Genomic DNA, 16748 nt, shown 5'->3' on the forward strand with positions numbered 1-16748 from the left:
TCGTTCCACAGAGAAGTCCTAACATTTTTGTCGCAAGTTTAGTGAAGTGGCACCGACAAAAATTCTGCTGACGCATACTGCATGGGCATTCCTACGGTCAGGAGCTAATAAATCTCATTCATAAGTGAGCTACTTGATTAAATTCATTGATTCTCCATTGTTTTTGATTATATTGAATCCGACTTATACAAGCTGTCATTAGTTTTGTTTTTCCTGAACCAATCTTACCGTTTGATAAATGAGCAAGTATAGCATTTATGACCGCACCGTGAGCAACTAAAATAACTTTATTATTAGGATGTTTTCTCTGTATTGTATCCAGACCACTTATAACTCTTTTTGTAAGTAATTCTCTTGGCTCTTGATTTTTGTAGTCTCGCTTTGGAAATAATTTTTCTCGTTCATCTACAGTTAATCCTGAAGCTTCACCATAATCGCGTTCTATAAAATTCTTCATTTCGATAAAATTCTGAATAGGTACATGTGTGTTTATAATTTTAGCTGTCTGTTTCGCTCGTTTAAGAGGGCTTGTAATAATAATGTCCCAGTTTTCTTCTTTTAAATATACACCACAATTCCTGGCTTGTAGTTTCCCATTTTCGTTTAATTCAATATCTTCTCGTCCTTGTAGTCTTCCCTCGACATTCCAATCTGTTTCGCCATGTCTAACTAAACATACTACAGTCATATTAACTCCCCCTGTTCATTTCGAGTTACATAATTATTTCTTTAAATATTGTATACCTCTTCCCTACTTACATTGATAAATGTTTTTTATATCACGATTTCATCATGTGTTACTTTGAGGATTAAGTATCTTACAAGGTGTTTTTTATCGATAGTCGTAATTTTGTGTTTAACCCTTTCATAACACTTTTTTCCTGATAAAAATACATTTAATCCTCTTTCTTTACACCATTTTTTTTGGACCTGGATTTGTTGCATAGTCCGTTCATAGTTTAAGTGTTGAGGAAGCACTTCATTTTCTTATTTTACTTCTATGACCTCTTCCCCCATCTTGTTTTTGGAGCCACATATCAAAAACAGATTGACGAATTTCACCTTGAAAACTATATGTTGTTTGCAAAAGCGAAGAACATCTGCGTCTGTTTTTACAGACAACTAGTGATCGTATTATAAGTTACTAAATAAACGAACATTTCTTTTTAATTTTGAACTGTGTGCCATCCAATGATTACTACCGTATTTTCGTCCTCTAGGCCTGGGTATTGGAAAGTACATCTTTCATCACTCCAGCTTATTAGCATTATCTTTATAGCTTGCAAGAATGTTCTGTTAAGGTGTGGAAATTTATCCAAAAAACTTCGAATTGGTTTTTTTTAACAATAGCAGGATTTCAAAATTTTGAATCGAAGACATTAATTAATTACATATTGATTGGAGTGATAACAATGATGAATATTAACAACACTTTCACATTGAAAACAGAGGTAGATAATTTATAAAGAGAGGAATAATATTTGCTTCGTACGTCTGAAACTACACAAAAACTTTTTGATGATTGGGCGCGAACATATGATGAAAGTTTAGAGAATCCAAATGGACCACTTTTTGGATACAATCATAGTTTGCTTGAAGCTAAGCAAATGCTTAATGCTAGCGATAAACATGTAATTCTTGATATTGGAATTGGTACAGGTGCTTTCGTATCTTTAGTTAGTAAGAATGACTATAATATTTGGGGAATTGACTTGTCAGAAAAAATGTTAGAACAATGTAAAAATAAGTATCCTAATTATCATTTAAGTACTGGTACATTTACGAATACAGGACAAAAAAGTGAGAAGTTTGATGCTGTTATTTCAAGTTTTTGTTTTCATGAGGTTTTACCTGAGGAAAGAGAAAAGGCTTGCAAGGAAGTGTATCGTATCCTTAAACCCGATGGGAAACTTCTCTTATTAGACATTATGTTTGCATCAAAATTAGCTATGGAGGATGCGAAACAACGAATAGGAAAAAGGTGGGATCCTACAGAGGATTATCCGAAAGTAAATGACCTTGATACAATGTTACGAATGAGCGGTTTTTCTAGCGTAACTTGGAGACAAACAGCTCCATGCCACTAGTCTGCGTTAGCATATAAGTAAGTTGCAGATTGAAAAGGTGTTTTCTATATATGAAAACACCTTTATTTACTATAAATACACTTATCAACTATGCATAAATCTATAAAAGAAACTTTTTAATAGTCATCGCGTAAGCTTCTGTTTCTTCCATGTCTGGAAAATGAGCGCTATGTTCAAAGAGTGCAAAGGTAGCATTTGGCATATTGCTAGCAAGCTCTTTTGTCATTTCTATCCCTGTATTACGATCATGCATTCCGACAAGGAATAGAGATGGAATAGTAATTTCGTAGGTACGCTCTTTCAAAGGAATAGATGGAGGAGATTGAAATAAAGCTTTCGCCATCAATCCTGGGTTGATTAATCCACTTTCTTCCCAAAGTGAACGATTGTATTTCGCATATTTTTCATCCTGAAAAAGCAAACGATCGACTGTTGCTGTGTCTACAATATTCCATACCATATCGTACCGTTCTTTTAAAGATACAGGAAGTTGTAGAATGTGTTGAATTTGTTGTTTTATGTCTTTTTGAGCAACCTTTTCGAATCCAGTAAGCTGAACGTGATACGAATGTTCAGAGTCACCTGAAGATGGAGCTTGCAGAAGTAAAGTTGCTACTCGCTCTGGGTAAGCTAACGTATATTCTAAACTAAGCTGCCCGCCAAAAGAATAACCGAGTAAGTGGAACTTCGGAATTTGTAGTTCTTCTCGTAGTTTTTCAAGATCATCCACTAGGGTAGGAATGGAGTAATCATTTTTGTTCTCAGGAGCATCAGAACGTCCACAGCCGCGCTGTTCATAATATATGACAGTTGTAAATTCTTCTAGCCTTTGACCAATTGTCCGTTCAAATACATAATGATTTCCACCTGGACCACCGTGAACAACAACAATTGGTATTGTTTTATGCTTTGTACCAGCAATTTTGCACCAATGACGTATGTGATTGACTGTTATGTAAGTAATTCCATTTTGAAGCATTATATTTGTTCGCTTCCTTTCTTTCTACGTTAACAATACACGCAAACTTCCCTACAAAAAAGTAGCTAATGTGTATTTTCTACAAAGAAAAAGTATTCTCCTTTATTAACTATTTTTATAGTAAAGTCCCTTTTGTTTTTTCTTCTCATAGCAACATATCAGCATGGGAGATATTTTTTGAATGAATGTAAGTATGAGATTGGTAAACTCTCTGCGTCTTCTTTATTAAAAGTAATTAATGTATTACGCATATCGTGCACAAGACAGGCTATCCTCTTAGCACTTTCTCTTTCTTCTCTCATTACAATAATTTCATGGATTTTTAGGCGAAGAATAGTTTCTTGTGGGGTTTTCTCTTTGTTCAATGAGGGTGACTTTTGATCTATGTCAAGCTTAGATCCTACAGAATAAAACATGTCACGCTCCATGTCCCAATATACCCCACTATTTTTGGATACATTCCAGCCGCCTTTTTCCCAGGATAGAGTATCTCCCTCTAGTATCTCACCTTCGTGATTTTAACAGGCTTTTTTGAAATATTTGTAGAATAGGTATATATAACGAAAGAAAAAATAGTATGCAGAAGGAGTTAATCAAATGTTAGGATTACCTCGTGGGGAAGTTTTTTTAGTACCTTGGACTAAAGAATGGGAAATCGAATTTTTAAAAGAGAAGCAATTAATTGAATCTCAAATTGGAGAATATATTTTTGCAATACACCATATTGGAAGTACTTCAGTTCCATATTTGAGTGCAAAACCAATTATTGATATTGCTATCGAACTAAAGAATTTTGATGATGGTTTGAAATGCATTGCGGAGTTAGAAAAGTTAAATTATAGATATAGATATAGAGATAGAGTATTACCTGAAAGATACTATTTCAATAAAGGTGAACCGAGAACACATCAGATTCATATGTATGAAAAAAAGCATAAATATTTAATTGAACAATTGAGTTTTCGGGATTACTTAAAAAATAATGATGCAGCTCGGATAGAGTATGAACAGTTAAAAATTCAGTTATCTAATGCGAATCCAAATAATAAACATAAATATGCTGATGATAAAACGCACTTTGTAAAAGAAATACTGACTAACATTAATTTTTAAATGAGATTATTAATTATTTGCTATTCGAATATGCTTTTTAATTTTGGCGCTGTTAAATTTTAATGTTGATTCAAATTAAAATTCAAGGAAACTCAATATTATGGGTTTCCTCTATTCTTGTTGAACATATAGTATTTAATTCTCTAAAAGACCTAAATCAATATATGTTTTATTTAAAAGCCTGTGGGTTATAGTTTATCGTTTTAGAAATCCCATGATTCATATCACTTAGCAATCCTTTGTACATTTCTTCATCGATTTGACCATTTTTTAATGCCAAATCCATTTGTTTTTGTTGTTGAATTGCAAAATAATGAATTAACTTTGACTCACTTATTCCTTTTTTAGATGCGAACTCAGCTAAAGTTACTCCTTTTTGCATCGCATTCGTATATTCCTGGGAAGTTGCATTTAAAAAATGCAATAGTGCTGGTTGATCTACAATAAATGTAAAGACTTGTCCTTCTTCCGCATAAATTACAGGGGATTTAATATGACAATAAGTGATTAAAAAACAAAAACTTAATAACCAAACTATTTTCTTCATAAAATCATCTCACCTTCCTTTGATTTAAATGGATAATATAGTTTTATCCCCTATTATAGAAAATACTCTATATTTTCCCTTCATGGTTTATATTTGTCGATTTTATAAATAGTAAATCATAAAATGTGCAATATAAAACGTTATAATATAAACTCAGAAGACTAAAGTGAAAATCTATATATTTCTAAGGAGAACCAATGAAAAAGAAATATCAAAATCAAATTCCTACTGATGTCAGTTTTCATACGAAAGATATTATCGGTTTAATGACGGATTATTTTAAGATGAAAACTAAACTACGTCCTATAAAACAATTACCCATTGTTTTACCGCATAAAGATAATAATTATTTAGAAAGTATTACATGGTTTGGTCATTCTGCTTCTCTTATAAAAATAGAGGGTAAAAATCTTTTATTAGACCCAATGTTTGGTGAGGCCTCTTCCCCGTTTCCTATCTTTAATAGCAAACGTTACAGTGGCGCTTTTTCTTTAGAACGTGAAGACCTTCAAGAAATTGATGCGATTATCATTTCTCATAATCACTATGATCATTTAAATCACAAAAGTATTATGCAGTTAAAAGATCGTGCAAAGCATTTTTATGTTCCAACTGGAGTTGCGCGTTATCTTATTAATTGGGGTGTTTTACCTAGTAAAATTAGCGAACATAACTGGTGGGATGAAATTATGTTTGATAATATTAAGTTAGTTTGTACACCTGCAAGACATTTCTCAGGACGAAGTATAACAGATAGAGATCGTTCGTTATGGTGTTCATGGGTTATCCTTGGCCAAGAAACGAAAATCTTTTTTAGTGGTGATAGTGGATATGCTGCTCACTTTAAAGAAATTGGTGATCAATACGGGCCGTTTCACCTTACTTTAATGGAGTGTGGACAATATGATACGAGATGGTCTGCTATTCATATGTTGCCAGAAGAAACTGTGCAAGCTCATATCGATGTTAAAGGAGAATTGCTTGTCCCTATTCATTGGGGAGCTTTTACATTAGCATTGCATGAATGGAGTGATCCGATTGAACGAGTTATAAAAGAAGCAAATCGTTTAAGGATTAAAATTGCAACGCCGCAAATTGGAGAATCTATTATGTTAAAATCTAAAGATTATCCTACATCTTCTTGGTGGCAAGAAATTTAATTATAGTAAAAAGCGAACTGCTCTTAAATAGAGGGTTCGCTTTTTACTATAATATCTATATGAGTTGTCCATATAAATGGCACTCTAAGCGTTCTTTTTTAAATTCCTTGCACTTTTTGGTTTGATGGATTAAGCTACTTTTTGATATGGATTTTGTGTTGTTTTCTTTTTATCCTTGCTTGGTGGTCGAATGAAAATAGCAATAATAAAGGAAACGATACATAGTATACCGATTGTATTGAAAGTTGGCTGGAATCCGCCTAATAGTGCTCCAATAAATGAACCTGCAAGCGCTCCAAGGCCAAAACCTTGATATACGATTCCGTAATTTGTACTATGATTTTTTAAACCGAAGAAATCACCCACGATTGCCGGGAATATCGTAATATTGCCTCCGAAGCAAAATGCTACACTTGCAACACAAGTAAAATAAATGGCATAGTTTAGATCCATAAAACTCAGTGTGAAAACAGATAAGCCAATTACGACAAAAGTTGCGGATACAATTTTCAATCGTCCTATTTTATCCGATAATGTCCCGAGAATAATTCGGCCAATAGTATTAAAAATTGCAATCATCGCAACAGCGTTAGCAGCGGTAGCGGCGCTAAGTCCTACAAGTTGAACGCCAATATCTTTTACCATACCGATTAAATATAAGCCGCTCATACATGATGTAAATAACATAAAAAACAATAAATAAACTTGTTTTGTACGTAACATTTCTTTCGTTGAGTAATCATTACTTACTGTTTCAGATACTGTTTCATGCGTAATAGCTTCACGTAAGAAGAAAGATCCTGTGAGTATGATAATTAAAACGATTATACCCCAATATAAAAAAGCTTCTGATACACCTACCGTATCAATGAGCTTTCCATTTACGTATTTAAAAATTAAACTACCCATTCCATATGCTGAGACTGATATCCCAGAAATGAGACCTTTCCGCTTTGGAAACCATTTAATTAAATTTGATAATGATGTGATATAAGCTGTTCCATCTGCATAACCTACCACGACGCCAGCTAGTAAATACAGCAATGGTAATGAGGAAACTTGTGAGCTAAGTATTAATCCAATCCCAAGAATGATACCTGCCGTTGCGATAAGTTTACGAAGCCCCAACTTTTTCTGCAATTTACCTGCAAATAAAGTTGAAAATGATAAAGAAAAGCTTGTAATTGAGAAAGTTATCGCCACAGCATTAAGTTCCCAGCCAAATTTACTTACTAAAGGTTGATTAAATAAACTCCATGTATAAATGGTTCCAAGACCAATTTGCACAATGACTGTACCTAGAACAATCAGTAATGGATTTATAGATGTTTGTTTCACGCGAACTGTCCCTCTCTTATCATGACATTACTTATCACAATTTAGTATATCCGCACTGAAATACAAGATACTGTTTTAAAATTGGAAATTACTATCTTGTATTAAATAAACAAAAAGACGCTTCTTTAAGAAACGTCTTTTTGTCGATTAGATTATATACGGATGTATTGTAACGAAGCTGTGTTAAGATAAGCCATTTTCAAATGCTTATATACACATAGTATCAAATATTAACTTTATTTTTATGGGGCTTAAGATGTATTTTTTTTCATAAAAAAGTCTTATAAAGAGAAAAATCAATATTCGATTTCCTCATAATCTTTTGGCTGCGGAACAGTTTGCATATTTGCAGCGTCTTTTGGATCACTATATATAGCATTTTGCTCCGTGTTCGTATCTTGGGTGTTTTGCTTTTTAATTTTATTTGTCTGCTTTTTCATAAGGGATCACTCCTTTTCTTTATAAAAGTAGTTATACCCTAATTTAAATGTTTTTACTGGTATGTAAAAGAGGATGTCGAGAATGTATCGGCGACTAAATTGCTAAATTCTCGTAAATAATACAGATAGTTATCTCCTCCATAGTTATATCTTTTATTGTACATTTTGGCCACGACAACATTATATTTTGGGATAACTAAAATAGTTGGTCCTGTAATGCCTAAAATTTGATAGGAACCTTTAGGTACCCTTTCTCCAAGCTCACTTTGTAATGCGGGTGTGTTTTGAACAAACCAAAAACATCCGTTTTGCGGTAGGTCCATGTTTTCATATTTTGGGCTTTGAAAACTTGTTGCAATTTTAATGACCTCTTTCGGTACGATCTGTTTTCCGTTTATAACTCCTTCATTTAAATGCAAATTTCCCCAATAGGCAAATTCTCTAGCGGAAACAAAAAGATTTTTTTCTGTTCCATCATCTAATATACCAGTGCTACATATTGCTTCTTCATAAGGATTTACGATTACCTTTACTAAATTCTCATAATCCGTCTTTCTCCACCCGGTTTCTTTAAATCCACCTGGTATGAAGATGCGTTCATTTAATAACGCAGGAAAAGGTTTATCGTATAGCTGATAAATAAGGTGTGTCATCATACGTACGTTAATATCCCTGTATGCCCACCCTTGCCCAGGTTCAAATTCCCGATAAATTGTTCCGTCTTCTTTTTCATTTAAACCATGTGAATGCGTTACTAAATGTCTTAAGGTTGTTTTACCAAGTAAATGCTCATCATAATCATTGAAATAATCTACTGCATAATCATCAAGATGTTTTATCTTCCCTTCATATAGTGCATAAGCAACTGCTAAGCCTAAGTAACTCTTTCTAGCGGAGGCGACATTAAATTGTGAAGACGCTGTTATAGGAGCGCTATTTTCAGCATTAGAATGATTCCCGCTATAATGTTCAAGTACGACTTTATTATTTTTCATCATAAAAAGTGCTGCTGCAGAACTATGATTCTGTTCTTTTATATTTTCTACCCATGAAATTAATTTTTGGTATGCATGCAATGTCTCATTCACCTCTGTATGAAATTCTATATCAAATAGTAATTTCGATGAAAATAGAAGATATCCTTTTCATTATTTACTCTACAAAATGAAAGAAAAGTGTCTCTACAATATAAACATGTATATACACTTTTCTTTCATATAATAAATTTATTTATGCTAAAGTGTTAAATGAACCACCAGCTCCAACAACTAAAGCAGCTAAAGCATCTGAAACATCCGCCACCACAACCGCCGCATCCGAAGCAGCGTCCACCGCATCCACCACAACGTCCGCAACCGCCACAACCACCGCAGCGACGAGCATCTTCTTGTGCATAATAATATGGATATTGATTTTGATTATCCCAGTACACAACATTTCCAGAATGATAATCATTTAAGTTCAATGATTGCAGTTCTTGTTGAAATTCATTCATTTTTATAACCTCCGTTTATAAATTAGAGCTTCTACCCAGCACAATTTATCGCCGTTTTTCTATATTTATTTCTATACTAAACGGTGATAAATATAGAAACTATAAATCAACTTCAATACGTACAACAACAAAATATGAATTTTTACTGGGTGATGTACCTTGTTCGGTTGCCTATTTTTAGAAGGCTGATATATTGGATTTAATTTTATAAACGGAGCACTGTCTGAGGTTTAAATCTTCTGTACAATAAAGGTGAATTTATTATTTTATTTGAAGGGGATGAAACTTTCTAATGTTTATTAAGGATAAGTTGGGTACTATGCCTTATTATTAACACTTAAGTACCCAATACTCTTCAGCAATACTTTATAAATTGCTAATCCAACAATCTGATAAATCTTCTTTTTGTACTTTTTCTATTAACTTTTGAACAGAGGGTTCAGGCATTATTTTATATGTAATTAGATTTTCATGATTAAGAATAATCCAATGAAATTCCAAATGAGATTCTTTAGAAATCGGTGTTATATCACTATGTAAGTCTTTACTATAGACTTCGAAAACATGATTAATTTCATAATGAAGAGTTTCGCTATCTTGCCACTCGTTTTCAATCACCCCTAAAAAACGCTTAACTTCACACTCTATACCTATTTCTTCTTTAAGTTCACGAATTAATGCACATTCTGCAGGCTCTCCTAATTCTACATGACCACCTGGTAGAAAAGAATGATGCCCTTTATAATTTGCTATTAAAAGCTTGTTATCTTTTATAATGACGCCTCTTACAATATGATGAAATTTTGTTTTCAATTGGGTTCCACCTCTTTATGTATTTTTCAAATTAAAGTTAAACGATATACTTGTTCTCCATCATAAACATGCCCAAGATCAACAAAGCCATAGTTTTCATATAACCTTTTTGCCCGAATGTTCTCTTTATGAACAGTTAGACGAATCTCTTTGCATTGAGGAAAATGGCTGGTAATCCATTTAATCATTTCTATTAACGCTGATTTTCCGCATCCTCTTCCCTGATATTTTTCATCGATCATAAAGCCATTAATCCAATACATGTTTACTGTATTTCTATCGAAAGCATGCATAATAAATCCGACCATAACATTATTATCGTATATAGCAAACGGTATATATTCTACATTTTCGCCATCTGGTTTGATATATACTTTTGCAAGCGATACAGCTACAGCGGGGACAAACTGATTTTGCTCCTTGGATACTTGTAATTTTAATGCCTCTTCCCAGTTTTCTCTTGTTACGATTTTCAATTGTATGTTTACCATATTTAACTCCTTTTGAAACATTATATTGATCAGGAAGATATTTTTTTAAACGGTTGATTTAAGTCAATGAACTGTCATGATTTTCCTATTAAAATGAAACCAACATTGTATTAGGAGGGGATATTATGGTTATCTCAATAAAAAAACAATCATTTCAACGAAAATCGGCTTTGATTGCTGGCACATCACTTCTCATCATGGCCCTTGCTGCATTTTTCTCCTATGGCTTTGCACACGGAAGTCTTGTAGTACAAGGAGATGCCAGCGCCACTTTTCATAACATTAAGTCATCGAATCTGCTTTTCAAAGCTGAAATTTTAGGCTGGGTCATCATTTTGATTACTGACATTGTGGTTGCGTGGGCTTTCTATGTTTTTCTGAAGTCAATTAATAAAAACCTTTCATTACTTGGGGCATGGTTCCACCTTACTTATGTGACGATATTAGGCATTGCTATACTGAATTTGATCTTTGTATTATTTCTTACGCAAAGTACAGACTATTTATCATCATTTAAAACCGATCAACTTCAGGCACAGATGCTGCTTTTTCTTGAAGCGTTTGAATGTATGTGGTCTATAGGATTGATAATTTTCGGCGGACATCTCATGATTGTAGGTTATTTGGTTTTCAAGTCACATAAAATACCTAAAATCATTAGCGCCTTGTTATTGCTTGCTTCAATAGGCTATATTGTTATTAATGTATTAAACACGATTTTTTCACAATATGATGTATTAATTTCAATTCTTGAAATTGGATTTAATATACCAATGATTCTAGGAGAATTAGGTTTTGGCATTTGGCTGCTATTCAGAGGAGGAAAAGTATAACATCTACTTAAAATTTATCTTCTTTGATTCGTTTCTTGATTCTACTTAATGATTCCGGGGTGATACCAAGATAACTCGCCAATTGATGTTGAGGTACACGATCGACTAAATAAGGTCGTTTTCGTAACAGTGCTTTGTAGCGTCCCTCTGGAGTTGATGCAAGAAATGAGGCCAATTCATCTTGTACCTCACCAAAATTAAGCTCAATCATCGTGCGTGTCATTGTTTCCAATTGTGAGTATTTATTATACATGTCCTTTTCGAACCCCAAATCACCAACGACTAGTACACAGTTTTCTAGACAAATTAAAGAGCACGTGGATGATTTATCCTGTCTATGATGATTAAAATTCGAAATTGCTTGTTCTTCAGTATAAAAATTGGATGTGATTTCTTTTCCTGCTTCATCTATAGAATACTGTCTAACACATCCCTTCAATACAAAATAACATCTTGTTGGAACATCTCCTTGTCTAAGGAGTATTGTTCCTTTTTTATATTCTTCAATTTGTATTTCTTCAAGTATTGCCTGTTGTGCTTCTTCACTTAGTGTTGTAAATCTGGTCATATACTTCATTAATATTTTTTTCATTTCCCTCTGCATTTAGCTCCTTTAGTTAAGTCATTATGATCACCAACATCTTTGTATCACAAAACTAAGCTATTCAATATATTCGTCTTATACCATGAATCACCTCTTTCTCTTAAAAATTTGAAAACGAATTGAACGATTATTTTAGGTATAAAAATGTAAACAGATTATGGCTCTAGTTTTTTTATCATAAGGAGCTGCTGTAAAGTGGTTATCTAGTAGTTTATATCAGGAGCATATAGAATCCACGAGAGTTCACAGACTCATAGTAAAAAATCCTCTTCTTTAAAAGAAGAGGAAACTTCCATTATGTTCTTCGCTTAACCTTGAGTTTTTAGCTGGGAGTTTACTGTTTGTTAATGCAGGGTAAATTGAATTCTACAAAAACACCATAATGATCACTTGGAACAATTTGCGCTCTAGTAGTGGGCTTATTTCCAAAAATCTTTACATTTCGTATTTGTAAATTTAGTAGTTTGTATGTTTTTAGCAATATCCAATCATAGCGACTTGGTATTTCGGAGTTATGTAAGTAAGGATTATTTTTAAAATCTAAAGTCGGTTGCACCTTCATGTTACATTGCTTTTCTTTAAATTGTGCGATATCTAACCAATCATGATGAGTTAAGAAATGATGTATACTGGATTCAGGATTGTCATTAAAATCTCCACAAAGGATTTCATATTGTCTGTTTATATTTTCTTCTAAAATCCAGTCATGTACGGCTTTCATTTGTTGTTCTCTAATTTCGTAGGACTTCCAGTTTAGATGAACGTTCGTTACACCAAATTCAAATCTTTTATACTGAAAAGTAATTCTAATAGCGCAGTAGTTTGTTTCTTCAATATTTGCATCCCAAATGACGGATTTTTTAGAAATAGGGATTTTACTTAAAAAGGCAAGCCCTTCATCTGGAGAATCCGGATAGTTTTCAAAAATACAATATGGATAATTCGTTTGATTCGCAATGAATTGTGCCACATTTATATTTTTTTCTGCATCTATTTGGGTTCTGACTTCTTGTAAGGCAAGAATATCTGCGTTAATTGTCCTTACTTCTTCACAAATAGCTCTAAGCCGTTCTTTCCATAACGTTTGCTTATTCCAAATATTAAAAGTAGCAATTCTCATGTTTATTCCCTTCTAATTTTTATAAAGTGTTTTCTCTAAAGTCCTTTTTATAAAATTTGTTTTCCCTTCACAATATCGATCAATATCATATCGATAGTTTTCAGCTAATCTATATTTCAATTCTTCATATTCTTGACGTGCAGCCTGATTTGACGATAAATAATCACGTAAAGCAATATGCTCCAAATAGCCTTTACTATTCATTGGACAAACATAAAGATGATATTTCATGAAATCATCTTTATAGGTTCTTTGAAAAGCTTCACGTCCTTCAATTCCTAAATTTCCTTGGTGTTGATAGCCTTCCTTTTCTAATCGTTGTATGATATTAGGCAAAATATCATAACTCTCTATAACCACATCAATATCAATAATTGGTTTCGCGGCTAAGCCTTCAACAGAGGTACTTCCTACATGCTCAATTCGTAAAGTTAAATCACCGATATAACCTTCAAGCATCATTTTTATTTTCTTGAATTCTGTTTTCCATTCAGGATTATAAGGCATAATTTCTATCGTTCTCGTTTTTTCAGCCATTATGGTTTCCTCCTTATCGGCATTTCTTTCCCTTACGCAATAAAAAGAATCCATTGAGATAAAAGATCGCTCAAAATGGATTTTAGCATTCACATTTTAAATACAAATACAAGTGGTCGTAAATAGCTTGGTGATACTTGACATAAGTAATGGTGTATCTATATTTTTCCCTTCATACCCATTACTGTATAAAAAGTTTCCGTTTGTATTTTCTACAATCTTTTCATCCACTTCAGTTAAAAAAATCCAATTATATCCATTATAATTTCGAATTAATGTTATTGGCAATAAAGAGCATGGTTTGAAAAAAACTGTTCAAGACGTGCTCTTATTTCATATAATCGATTCATTTCATTATAAAATGGTTCTTCCCATACAAGACTTTCTTTGGATTTATAGCAATTATTAAAACAGCTACGACTAAATAAAAAATGGCATTATACATGATTAAATCGATTAAGTTTCCGTTTATGATACCAATAAAAAAATTGAAAAATTGATGAATGATGATTGGGATGATTAAATTTTGATTTAAGTTATAAAATGCTGTCATGACGATCTTTATGGTTATGATTGAAATCATAAAGAATAGAATATATTTGATTAAATCAATGCCTGTATATCCTGTAGTAAACCATATGGGGAGATGCCATATCCCCCACCAAAAACCTATGATTATTGAAGATTTTAGTGGAGAATACTTCTTTTGGAGTTCAATTTGAGCGAAACCTCTCCACCCTATTTCTTCTCCTAATGGTCCAGCAAGAAAGTTTTTAATAAAGAAATAGCTTAACATTCCCCATGAAGATATGTTAAAAATAGAATCTGCTCCATCATTATCGGATACAAGAAACAAAGTTATCAAAAATATGAAGATTTGAATCATACCTGCAGTAAGAATTACAGAAAACTGAAGTTTATTCTTGAACTTATCTTTAACAAAGTGTATAAAATACTGCTCAGGATAAATTTTTTTAAATAGTGCTATAAAAGCAAATGTTGAGGACCAAGATGATATACAGAACATGATATCAAAGACCCATGCAGGAAATCCTAACATACTTATAGCTCCTACAAGAAAGAAAAGTGGCAAAAAAATGATATTGGTTAGTAGAATAAAACTTACTACTGGTTTTTTTAGTTTCTTTTCGCTATTCATGCGTAATCCCCTTTTTAAACGAAGTATTTCGTAAATGTAATAACTTCTATACTTACGAATACCTTCAGCTTAAACCTGAGGGTTACTCACAGGTCAATACATGTATGGATTATTTTATAGGGGCATAGATTTCTAAAAATATACGTTCAAGTCCATCTTCATAAGTGGTAAGTAATAGATTTATATAAACTAACCCTAAAAGTTCATAACCTTTTTCTATTGCTACTGTTCTTAAACTAGCTTCCACGTTATGATCGATACTTTTCCCACCAGTTGACCATCTTCCGTCTTCAATAACTGTATAAATACATTTTGGGTGAGAGAGAATTTCACCTTCTATTTCTTTATCAGAGTCTTCTATTTTCCTTACAATTACAAACTTCTCTTCTACAACACCTTCTTCATTGAAACTTATGATTCTTCTTAAAGATGTTAGAGTGACTGCCTTTTTTAAGTTGTCTGTATTCGTTTTTAGAGTTTCATATTCATCATACGCAGTAAAATGTTCTATCTCACCTTTTATTTCTAAAGGCTTCATTTCTTTTACTGTGTATCTTCCTAAAAATTGTCTAATTTTTTCACAATCTTCTTTTACAATTTGAAGCTTTTTTAAAAGAAGCTTTTTATATTCTATTTCCTTTAATACATCCCGTTCTTTCTCTTCAAATAATGTTTTAATCTCTTCTATCTCTTTCCCTTTTCTTAATTCTTGAATTTTTTTAATTTCAATATCAATTTCTCTATAGAAATTGACTGTTGTTATGTCATATATATCAAAGTGGTTATATTTTCTATATCCATTCTCAATATTTTGTTTAGGCTTTACTAATTCTTTTTCTTCATAAAATTTCAAAGTATCTCTAGATACACCTAAAAATTTAGCAACTTGTCCAATTGTGTACATGATATTCTCCTTTATCATTGCTACATATTCTTTCTCATAGTTCATATTAGAAGTACAGCGAAAAATAATTATAAAGGGTGTGTTATACGAACTAAGTTAGGCATCAAAAAATAATCTAATCTTTTTTGTAAAGCTACACTTACTTATAAACTGTTGAAATTACATGCTGCAAACGATCTGGATAATTTGTAAACATTCCATCTACGCCCCATTTAATCAGTTTTTTCATATCCTGCTCGTTATCCACTGTAAATGGATGAACTGCTAATCCTTGTTTTTGTATGTTTTGGACATCAGTAGCAGTTAGAGACTTATAGTTCATACCTAATCCTACACAATACGTTTTATACTCCTCTAAGTCTTCGTCAGTTACATACTTTGCTTTTTTGTATGTTAATAATTGAACTAGAGGAATATTAGCATTTAGACCATGAATCTTTTTTAAGCTTTCTTTACTAAAGGATTGAATGATGACTTTTTCCTTTGCAAAAGTTGGATCGTTTCGTTCGTATCGACTCAGTATTTCTAGTAGTTTCTCTTCCATTCCTGGATAATCTTCTGGTGATTTTGTTTCGATATAATAACGGGCATCATGACCAAACGTTTCAATAATTTCCTCAAGTGTTGGTACTTTTACATTTTGAAATTCTTCTTTTACTAGATTGGGATGCTTTTTATTAAAGGAGCCGCTAGCATCAAGCCTTTTTATTTCTTCTAAGGTATGATCTTTAACAAGTCCTGATCCATTTGTCGTTCGATTCAATGTATCATCATGCATAGCAATTAAGTGCCCGTCCTTTGTCATTTGAAGGTCAATTTCGATATAATCGCCTTTTAATTGTTGGCCAAGTTTATAAGCCGGTATTGTATGTTCTGGGGCGTAGGCAGATGCTCCTCTATGGGCAATTGTTATGATGTGATTGGATTGATTCTTAGCTTTTATAGATTTCGTTTCGTTTATTTGCTGTAAAATAGCAATTCCTAATAAGAGACAAATAGTAGTCGTAATAATTCCTTTTTTCATAATGATGTTTCGACTCCTCGATATATACTCTATTAATATATTACACGACACAATCGAAGCAGTATAAATAAGTTTATTAAATTTTTGCATATGTCATCTGTTTT

General features: G+C 32.6%; 20 protein-coding genes. 4 read left to right on the top strand and 16 right to left on the bottom strand.

Annotated elements, in window-relative coordinates:
• Positions 1 to 118: 118 nt before the first annotated feature.
• The gene (locus tag CN373_RS08855) at positions 119 to 688 is read right to left on the bottom strand and encodes a histidine phosphatase family protein (RefSeq protein WP_098359113.1); all 570 of its coding nucleotides are present in this window, start codon (positions 686 to 688) and stop codon (positions 119 to 121) included.
• A 793-nt stretch (positions 689 to 1481) separates the two neighbouring features.
• Here CN373_RS08855 and CN373_RS08865 point away from each other — a divergent pair.
• Positions 1482 to 2087 carry a class I SAM-dependent methyltransferase gene (locus CN373_RS08865; protein ID WP_098359115.1) on the top strand — a complete coding sequence of 202 codons (606 nt, stop codon included), beginning with the start codon at positions 1482 to 1484 and terminating at the stop codon, positions 2085 to 2087.
• A gap of 100 nt (positions 2088 to 2187) precedes the next feature.
• Here the strand turns inward: CN373_RS08865 and CN373_RS08870 are convergent, their stop codons facing one another.
• Entirely contained in the window at positions 2188 to 3066 is an 879-nt protein-coding gene (locus CN373_RS08870; protein WP_098359116.1) for an alpha/beta fold hydrolase, read from the bottom strand.
• Positions 3067 to 3224: 158 nt separating this feature from the next.
• The gene (locus CN373_RS08875) at positions 3225 to 3494 is read right to left on the bottom strand and encodes a DUF3893 domain-containing protein (protein ID WP_098359117.1); all 270 of its coding nucleotides are present in this window, start codon (positions 3492 to 3494) and stop codon (positions 3225 to 3227) included.
• Positions 3495 to 3663: 169 nt separating this feature from the next.
• On the opposite strand from CN373_RS08875, the gene CN373_RS08880 reads away from it, so the two are divergent.
• Complete coding sequence (locus tag CN373_RS08880; RefSeq protein ID WP_098359118.1) at positions 3664 to 4179, top strand: GrpB family protein; 516 nt, start codon at positions 3664 to 3666, stop codon at positions 4177 to 4179.
• A 169-nt stretch (positions 4180 to 4348) separates the two neighbouring features.
• Here the strand turns inward: CN373_RS08880 and CN373_RS08885 are convergent, their stop codons facing one another.
• Positions 4349 to 4726 (bottom strand): hypothetical protein, encoded by a 378-nt coding sequence (locus CN373_RS08885; protein ID WP_000725318.1) that lies wholly within the window; start codon positions 4724 to 4726, stop codon positions 4349 to 4351.
• A 197-nt stretch (positions 4727 to 4923) separates the two neighbouring features.
• On the opposite strand from CN373_RS08885, the gene CN373_RS08890 reads away from it, so the two are divergent.
• Entirely contained in the window at positions 4924 to 5886 is a 963-nt protein-coding gene (locus CN373_RS08890; protein WP_098359119.1) for an MBL fold metallo-hydrolase, read from the top strand.
• Positions 5887 to 6015: 129 nt separating this feature from the next.
• Here the strand turns inward: CN373_RS08890 and CN373_RS08895 are convergent, their stop codons facing one another.
• The 6 genes from CN373_RS08895 to CN373_RS08920 all read right to left on the bottom strand — a co-directional run bounded on the left by CN373_RS08895 (position 6016) and on the right by CN373_RS08920 (position 10463).
• On the bottom strand, positions 6016 to 7224 hold the full coding sequence (locus tag CN373_RS08895) for an L-lactate MFS transporter (protein ID WP_098359120.1): 1209 nt from the start codon (positions 7222 to 7224) through the stop codon (positions 6016 to 6018).
• 296 nt (positions 7225 to 7520) lie between these two features.
• The gene (locus CN373_RS25525; RefSeq protein WP_000745035.1) at positions 7521 to 7664 is read right to left on the bottom strand and encodes a hypothetical protein; all 144 of its coding nucleotides are present in this window, start codon (positions 7662 to 7664) and stop codon (positions 7521 to 7523) included.
• A gap of 53 nt (positions 7665 to 7717) precedes the next feature.
• Positions 7718 to 8740, bottom strand: coding sequence for a serine hydrolase domain-containing protein (locus CN373_RS08905; RefSeq protein ID WP_098359121.1), 1023 nt, complete (start codon positions 8738 to 8740; stop codon positions 7718 to 7720).
• Positions 8741 to 8907: 167 nt separating this feature from the next.
• Positions 8908 to 9159: a heterocycloanthracin/sonorensin family bacteriocin gene (locus CN373_RS08910; RefSeq protein WP_033664103.1), complete on the bottom strand. Its 252-nt coding sequence runs from the start codon at positions 9157 to 9159 to the stop codon at positions 8908 to 8910.
• Between the two features lie 366 nt (positions 9160 to 9525).
• Entirely contained in the window at positions 9526 to 9972 is a 447-nt protein-coding gene (locus CN373_RS08915) for an NUDIX domain-containing protein (protein ID WP_000850030.1), read from the bottom strand.
• A 26-nt stretch (positions 9973 to 9998) separates the two neighbouring features.
• Positions 9999 to 10463 carry a GNAT family N-acetyltransferase gene (locus CN373_RS08920; protein ID WP_111901903.1) on the bottom strand — a complete coding sequence of 155 codons (465 nt, stop codon included), beginning with the start codon at positions 10461 to 10463 and terminating at the stop codon, positions 9999 to 10001.
• Between the two features lie 125 nt (positions 10464 to 10588).
• On the opposite strand from CN373_RS08920, the gene CN373_RS08925 reads away from it, so the two are divergent.
• Positions 10589 to 11296: a DUF4386 domain-containing protein gene (locus CN373_RS08925; RefSeq protein WP_098359123.1), complete on the top strand. Its 708-nt coding sequence runs from the start codon at positions 10589 to 10591 to the stop codon at positions 11294 to 11296.
• 7 nt (positions 11297 to 11303) lie between these two features.
• On the opposite strand, the gene CN373_RS08930 is transcribed toward CN373_RS08925, so the two are convergent.
• The 6 genes from CN373_RS08930 to CN373_RS08955 form a co-directional block, all read right to left on the bottom strand.
• A complete protein-coding gene (locus CN373_RS08930; protein WP_098359166.1) occupies positions 11304 to 11888 on the bottom strand; it encodes a Crp/Fnr family transcriptional regulator in 585 nt (194 codons plus the stop codon).
• Positions 11889 to 12234: 346 nt separating this feature from the next.
• Positions 12235 to 13020, bottom strand: coding sequence for an endonuclease/exonuclease/phosphatase family protein (locus tag CN373_RS08935; protein WP_098359124.1), 786 nt, complete (start codon positions 13018 to 13020; stop codon positions 12235 to 12237).
• A 12-nt stretch (positions 13021 to 13032) separates the two neighbouring features.
• The gene (locus CN373_RS08940; RefSeq protein WP_098359125.1) at positions 13033 to 13557 is read right to left on the bottom strand and encodes a GrpB family protein; all 525 of its coding nucleotides are present in this window, start codon (positions 13555 to 13557) and stop codon (positions 13033 to 13035) included.
• A gap of 346 nt (positions 13558 to 13903) precedes the next feature.
• Positions 13904 to 14716, bottom strand: coding sequence for a CPBP family intramembrane glutamic endopeptidase (locus CN373_RS08945; RefSeq protein ID WP_098359126.1), 813 nt, complete (start codon positions 14714 to 14716; stop codon positions 13904 to 13906).
• 109 nt (positions 14717 to 14825) lie between these two features.
• Positions 14826 to 15620, bottom strand: coding sequence for a MerR family transcriptional regulator (locus CN373_RS08950; RefSeq protein WP_098359127.1), 795 nt, complete (start codon positions 15618 to 15620; stop codon positions 14826 to 14828).
• Between the two features lie 139 nt (positions 15621 to 15759).
• Positions 15760 to 16644, bottom strand: coding sequence for a glycerophosphodiester phosphodiesterase (locus tag CN373_RS08955; RefSeq protein WP_098359128.1), 885 nt, complete (start codon positions 16642 to 16644; stop codon positions 15760 to 15762).
• Positions 16645 to 16748: the final 104 nt, after the last annotated feature.

It is taken from the genome of Bacillus cereus (assembly GCF_002561295.1).
GTDB lineage: Bacteria > Bacillota > Bacilli > Bacillales > Bacillaceae_G > Bacillus_A > Bacillus_A cereus_S.

Excerpts from the sequence above, each read along its gene's own strand:
- CN373_RS08855 (WP_098359113.1), bottom strand. The coding sequence starts at position 688 with ATGACTGTAGTATGTTTAGTTAGACATGGCGAAACAGATTGGAATGTC.
- CN373_RS08870 (WP_098359116.1), bottom strand. The coding sequence starts at position 3,066 with ATGCTTCAAAATGGAATTACTTACATAACAGTCAATCACATACGTCAT.
- CN373_RS08875 (WP_098359117.1), bottom strand. The coding sequence starts at position 3,494 with ATGGAGCGTGACATGTTTTATTCTGTAGGATCTAAGCTTGACATAGAT.
- CN373_RS08880 (WP_098359118.1), top strand. The coding sequence starts at position 3,664 with ATGTTAGGATTACCTCGTGGGGAAGTTTTTTTAGTACCTTGGACTAAA.
- CN373_RS08885 (WP_000725318.1), bottom strand. The coding sequence starts at position 4,726 with ATGAAGAAAATAGTTTGGTTATTAAGTTTTTGTTTTTTAATCACTTAT.
- CN373_RS08890 (WP_098359119.1), top strand. The coding sequence starts at position 4,924 with ATGAAAAAGAAATATCAAAATCAAATTCCTACTGATGTCAGTTTTCAT.
- CN373_RS25525 (WP_000745035.1), bottom strand. The coding sequence starts at position 7,664 with ATGAAAAAGCAGACAAATAAAATTAAAAAGCAAAACACCCAAGATACG.
- CN373_RS08910 (WP_033664103.1), bottom strand. The coding sequence starts at position 9,159 with ATGAATGAATTTCAACAAGAACTGCAATCATTGAACTTAAATGATTAT.
- CN373_RS08920 (WP_111901903.1), bottom strand. The coding sequence starts at position 10,463 with ATGGTAAACATACAATTGAAAATCGTAACAAGAGAAAACTGGGAAGAG.
- CN373_RS08925 (WP_098359123.1), top strand. The coding sequence starts at position 10,589 with ATGGTTATCTCAATAAAAAAACAATCATTTCAACGAAAATCGGCTTTG.
- CN373_RS08930 (WP_098359166.1), bottom strand. The coding sequence starts at position 11,888 with ATGAAAAAAATATTAATGAAGTATATGACCAGATTTACAACACTAAGT.
- CN373_RS08935 (WP_098359124.1), bottom strand. The coding sequence starts at position 13,020 with ATGAGAATTGCTACTTTTAATATTTGGAATAAGCAAACGTTATGGAAA.
- CN373_RS08940 (WP_098359125.1), bottom strand. The coding sequence starts at position 13,557 with ATGGCTGAAAAAACGAGAACGATAGAAATTATGCCTTATAATCCTGAA.
- CN373_RS08945 (WP_098359126.1), bottom strand. The coding sequence starts at position 14,716 with ATGAATAGCGAAAAGAAACTAAAAAAACCAGTAGTAAGTTTTATTCTA.
- CN373_RS08950 (WP_098359127.1), bottom strand. The coding sequence starts at position 15,620 with ATGTACACAATTGGACAAGTTGCTAAATTTTTAGGTGTATCTAGAGAT.
- CN373_RS08955 (WP_098359128.1), bottom strand. The coding sequence starts at position 16,644 with ATGAAAAAAGGAATTATTACGACTACTATTTGTCTCTTATTAGGAATT.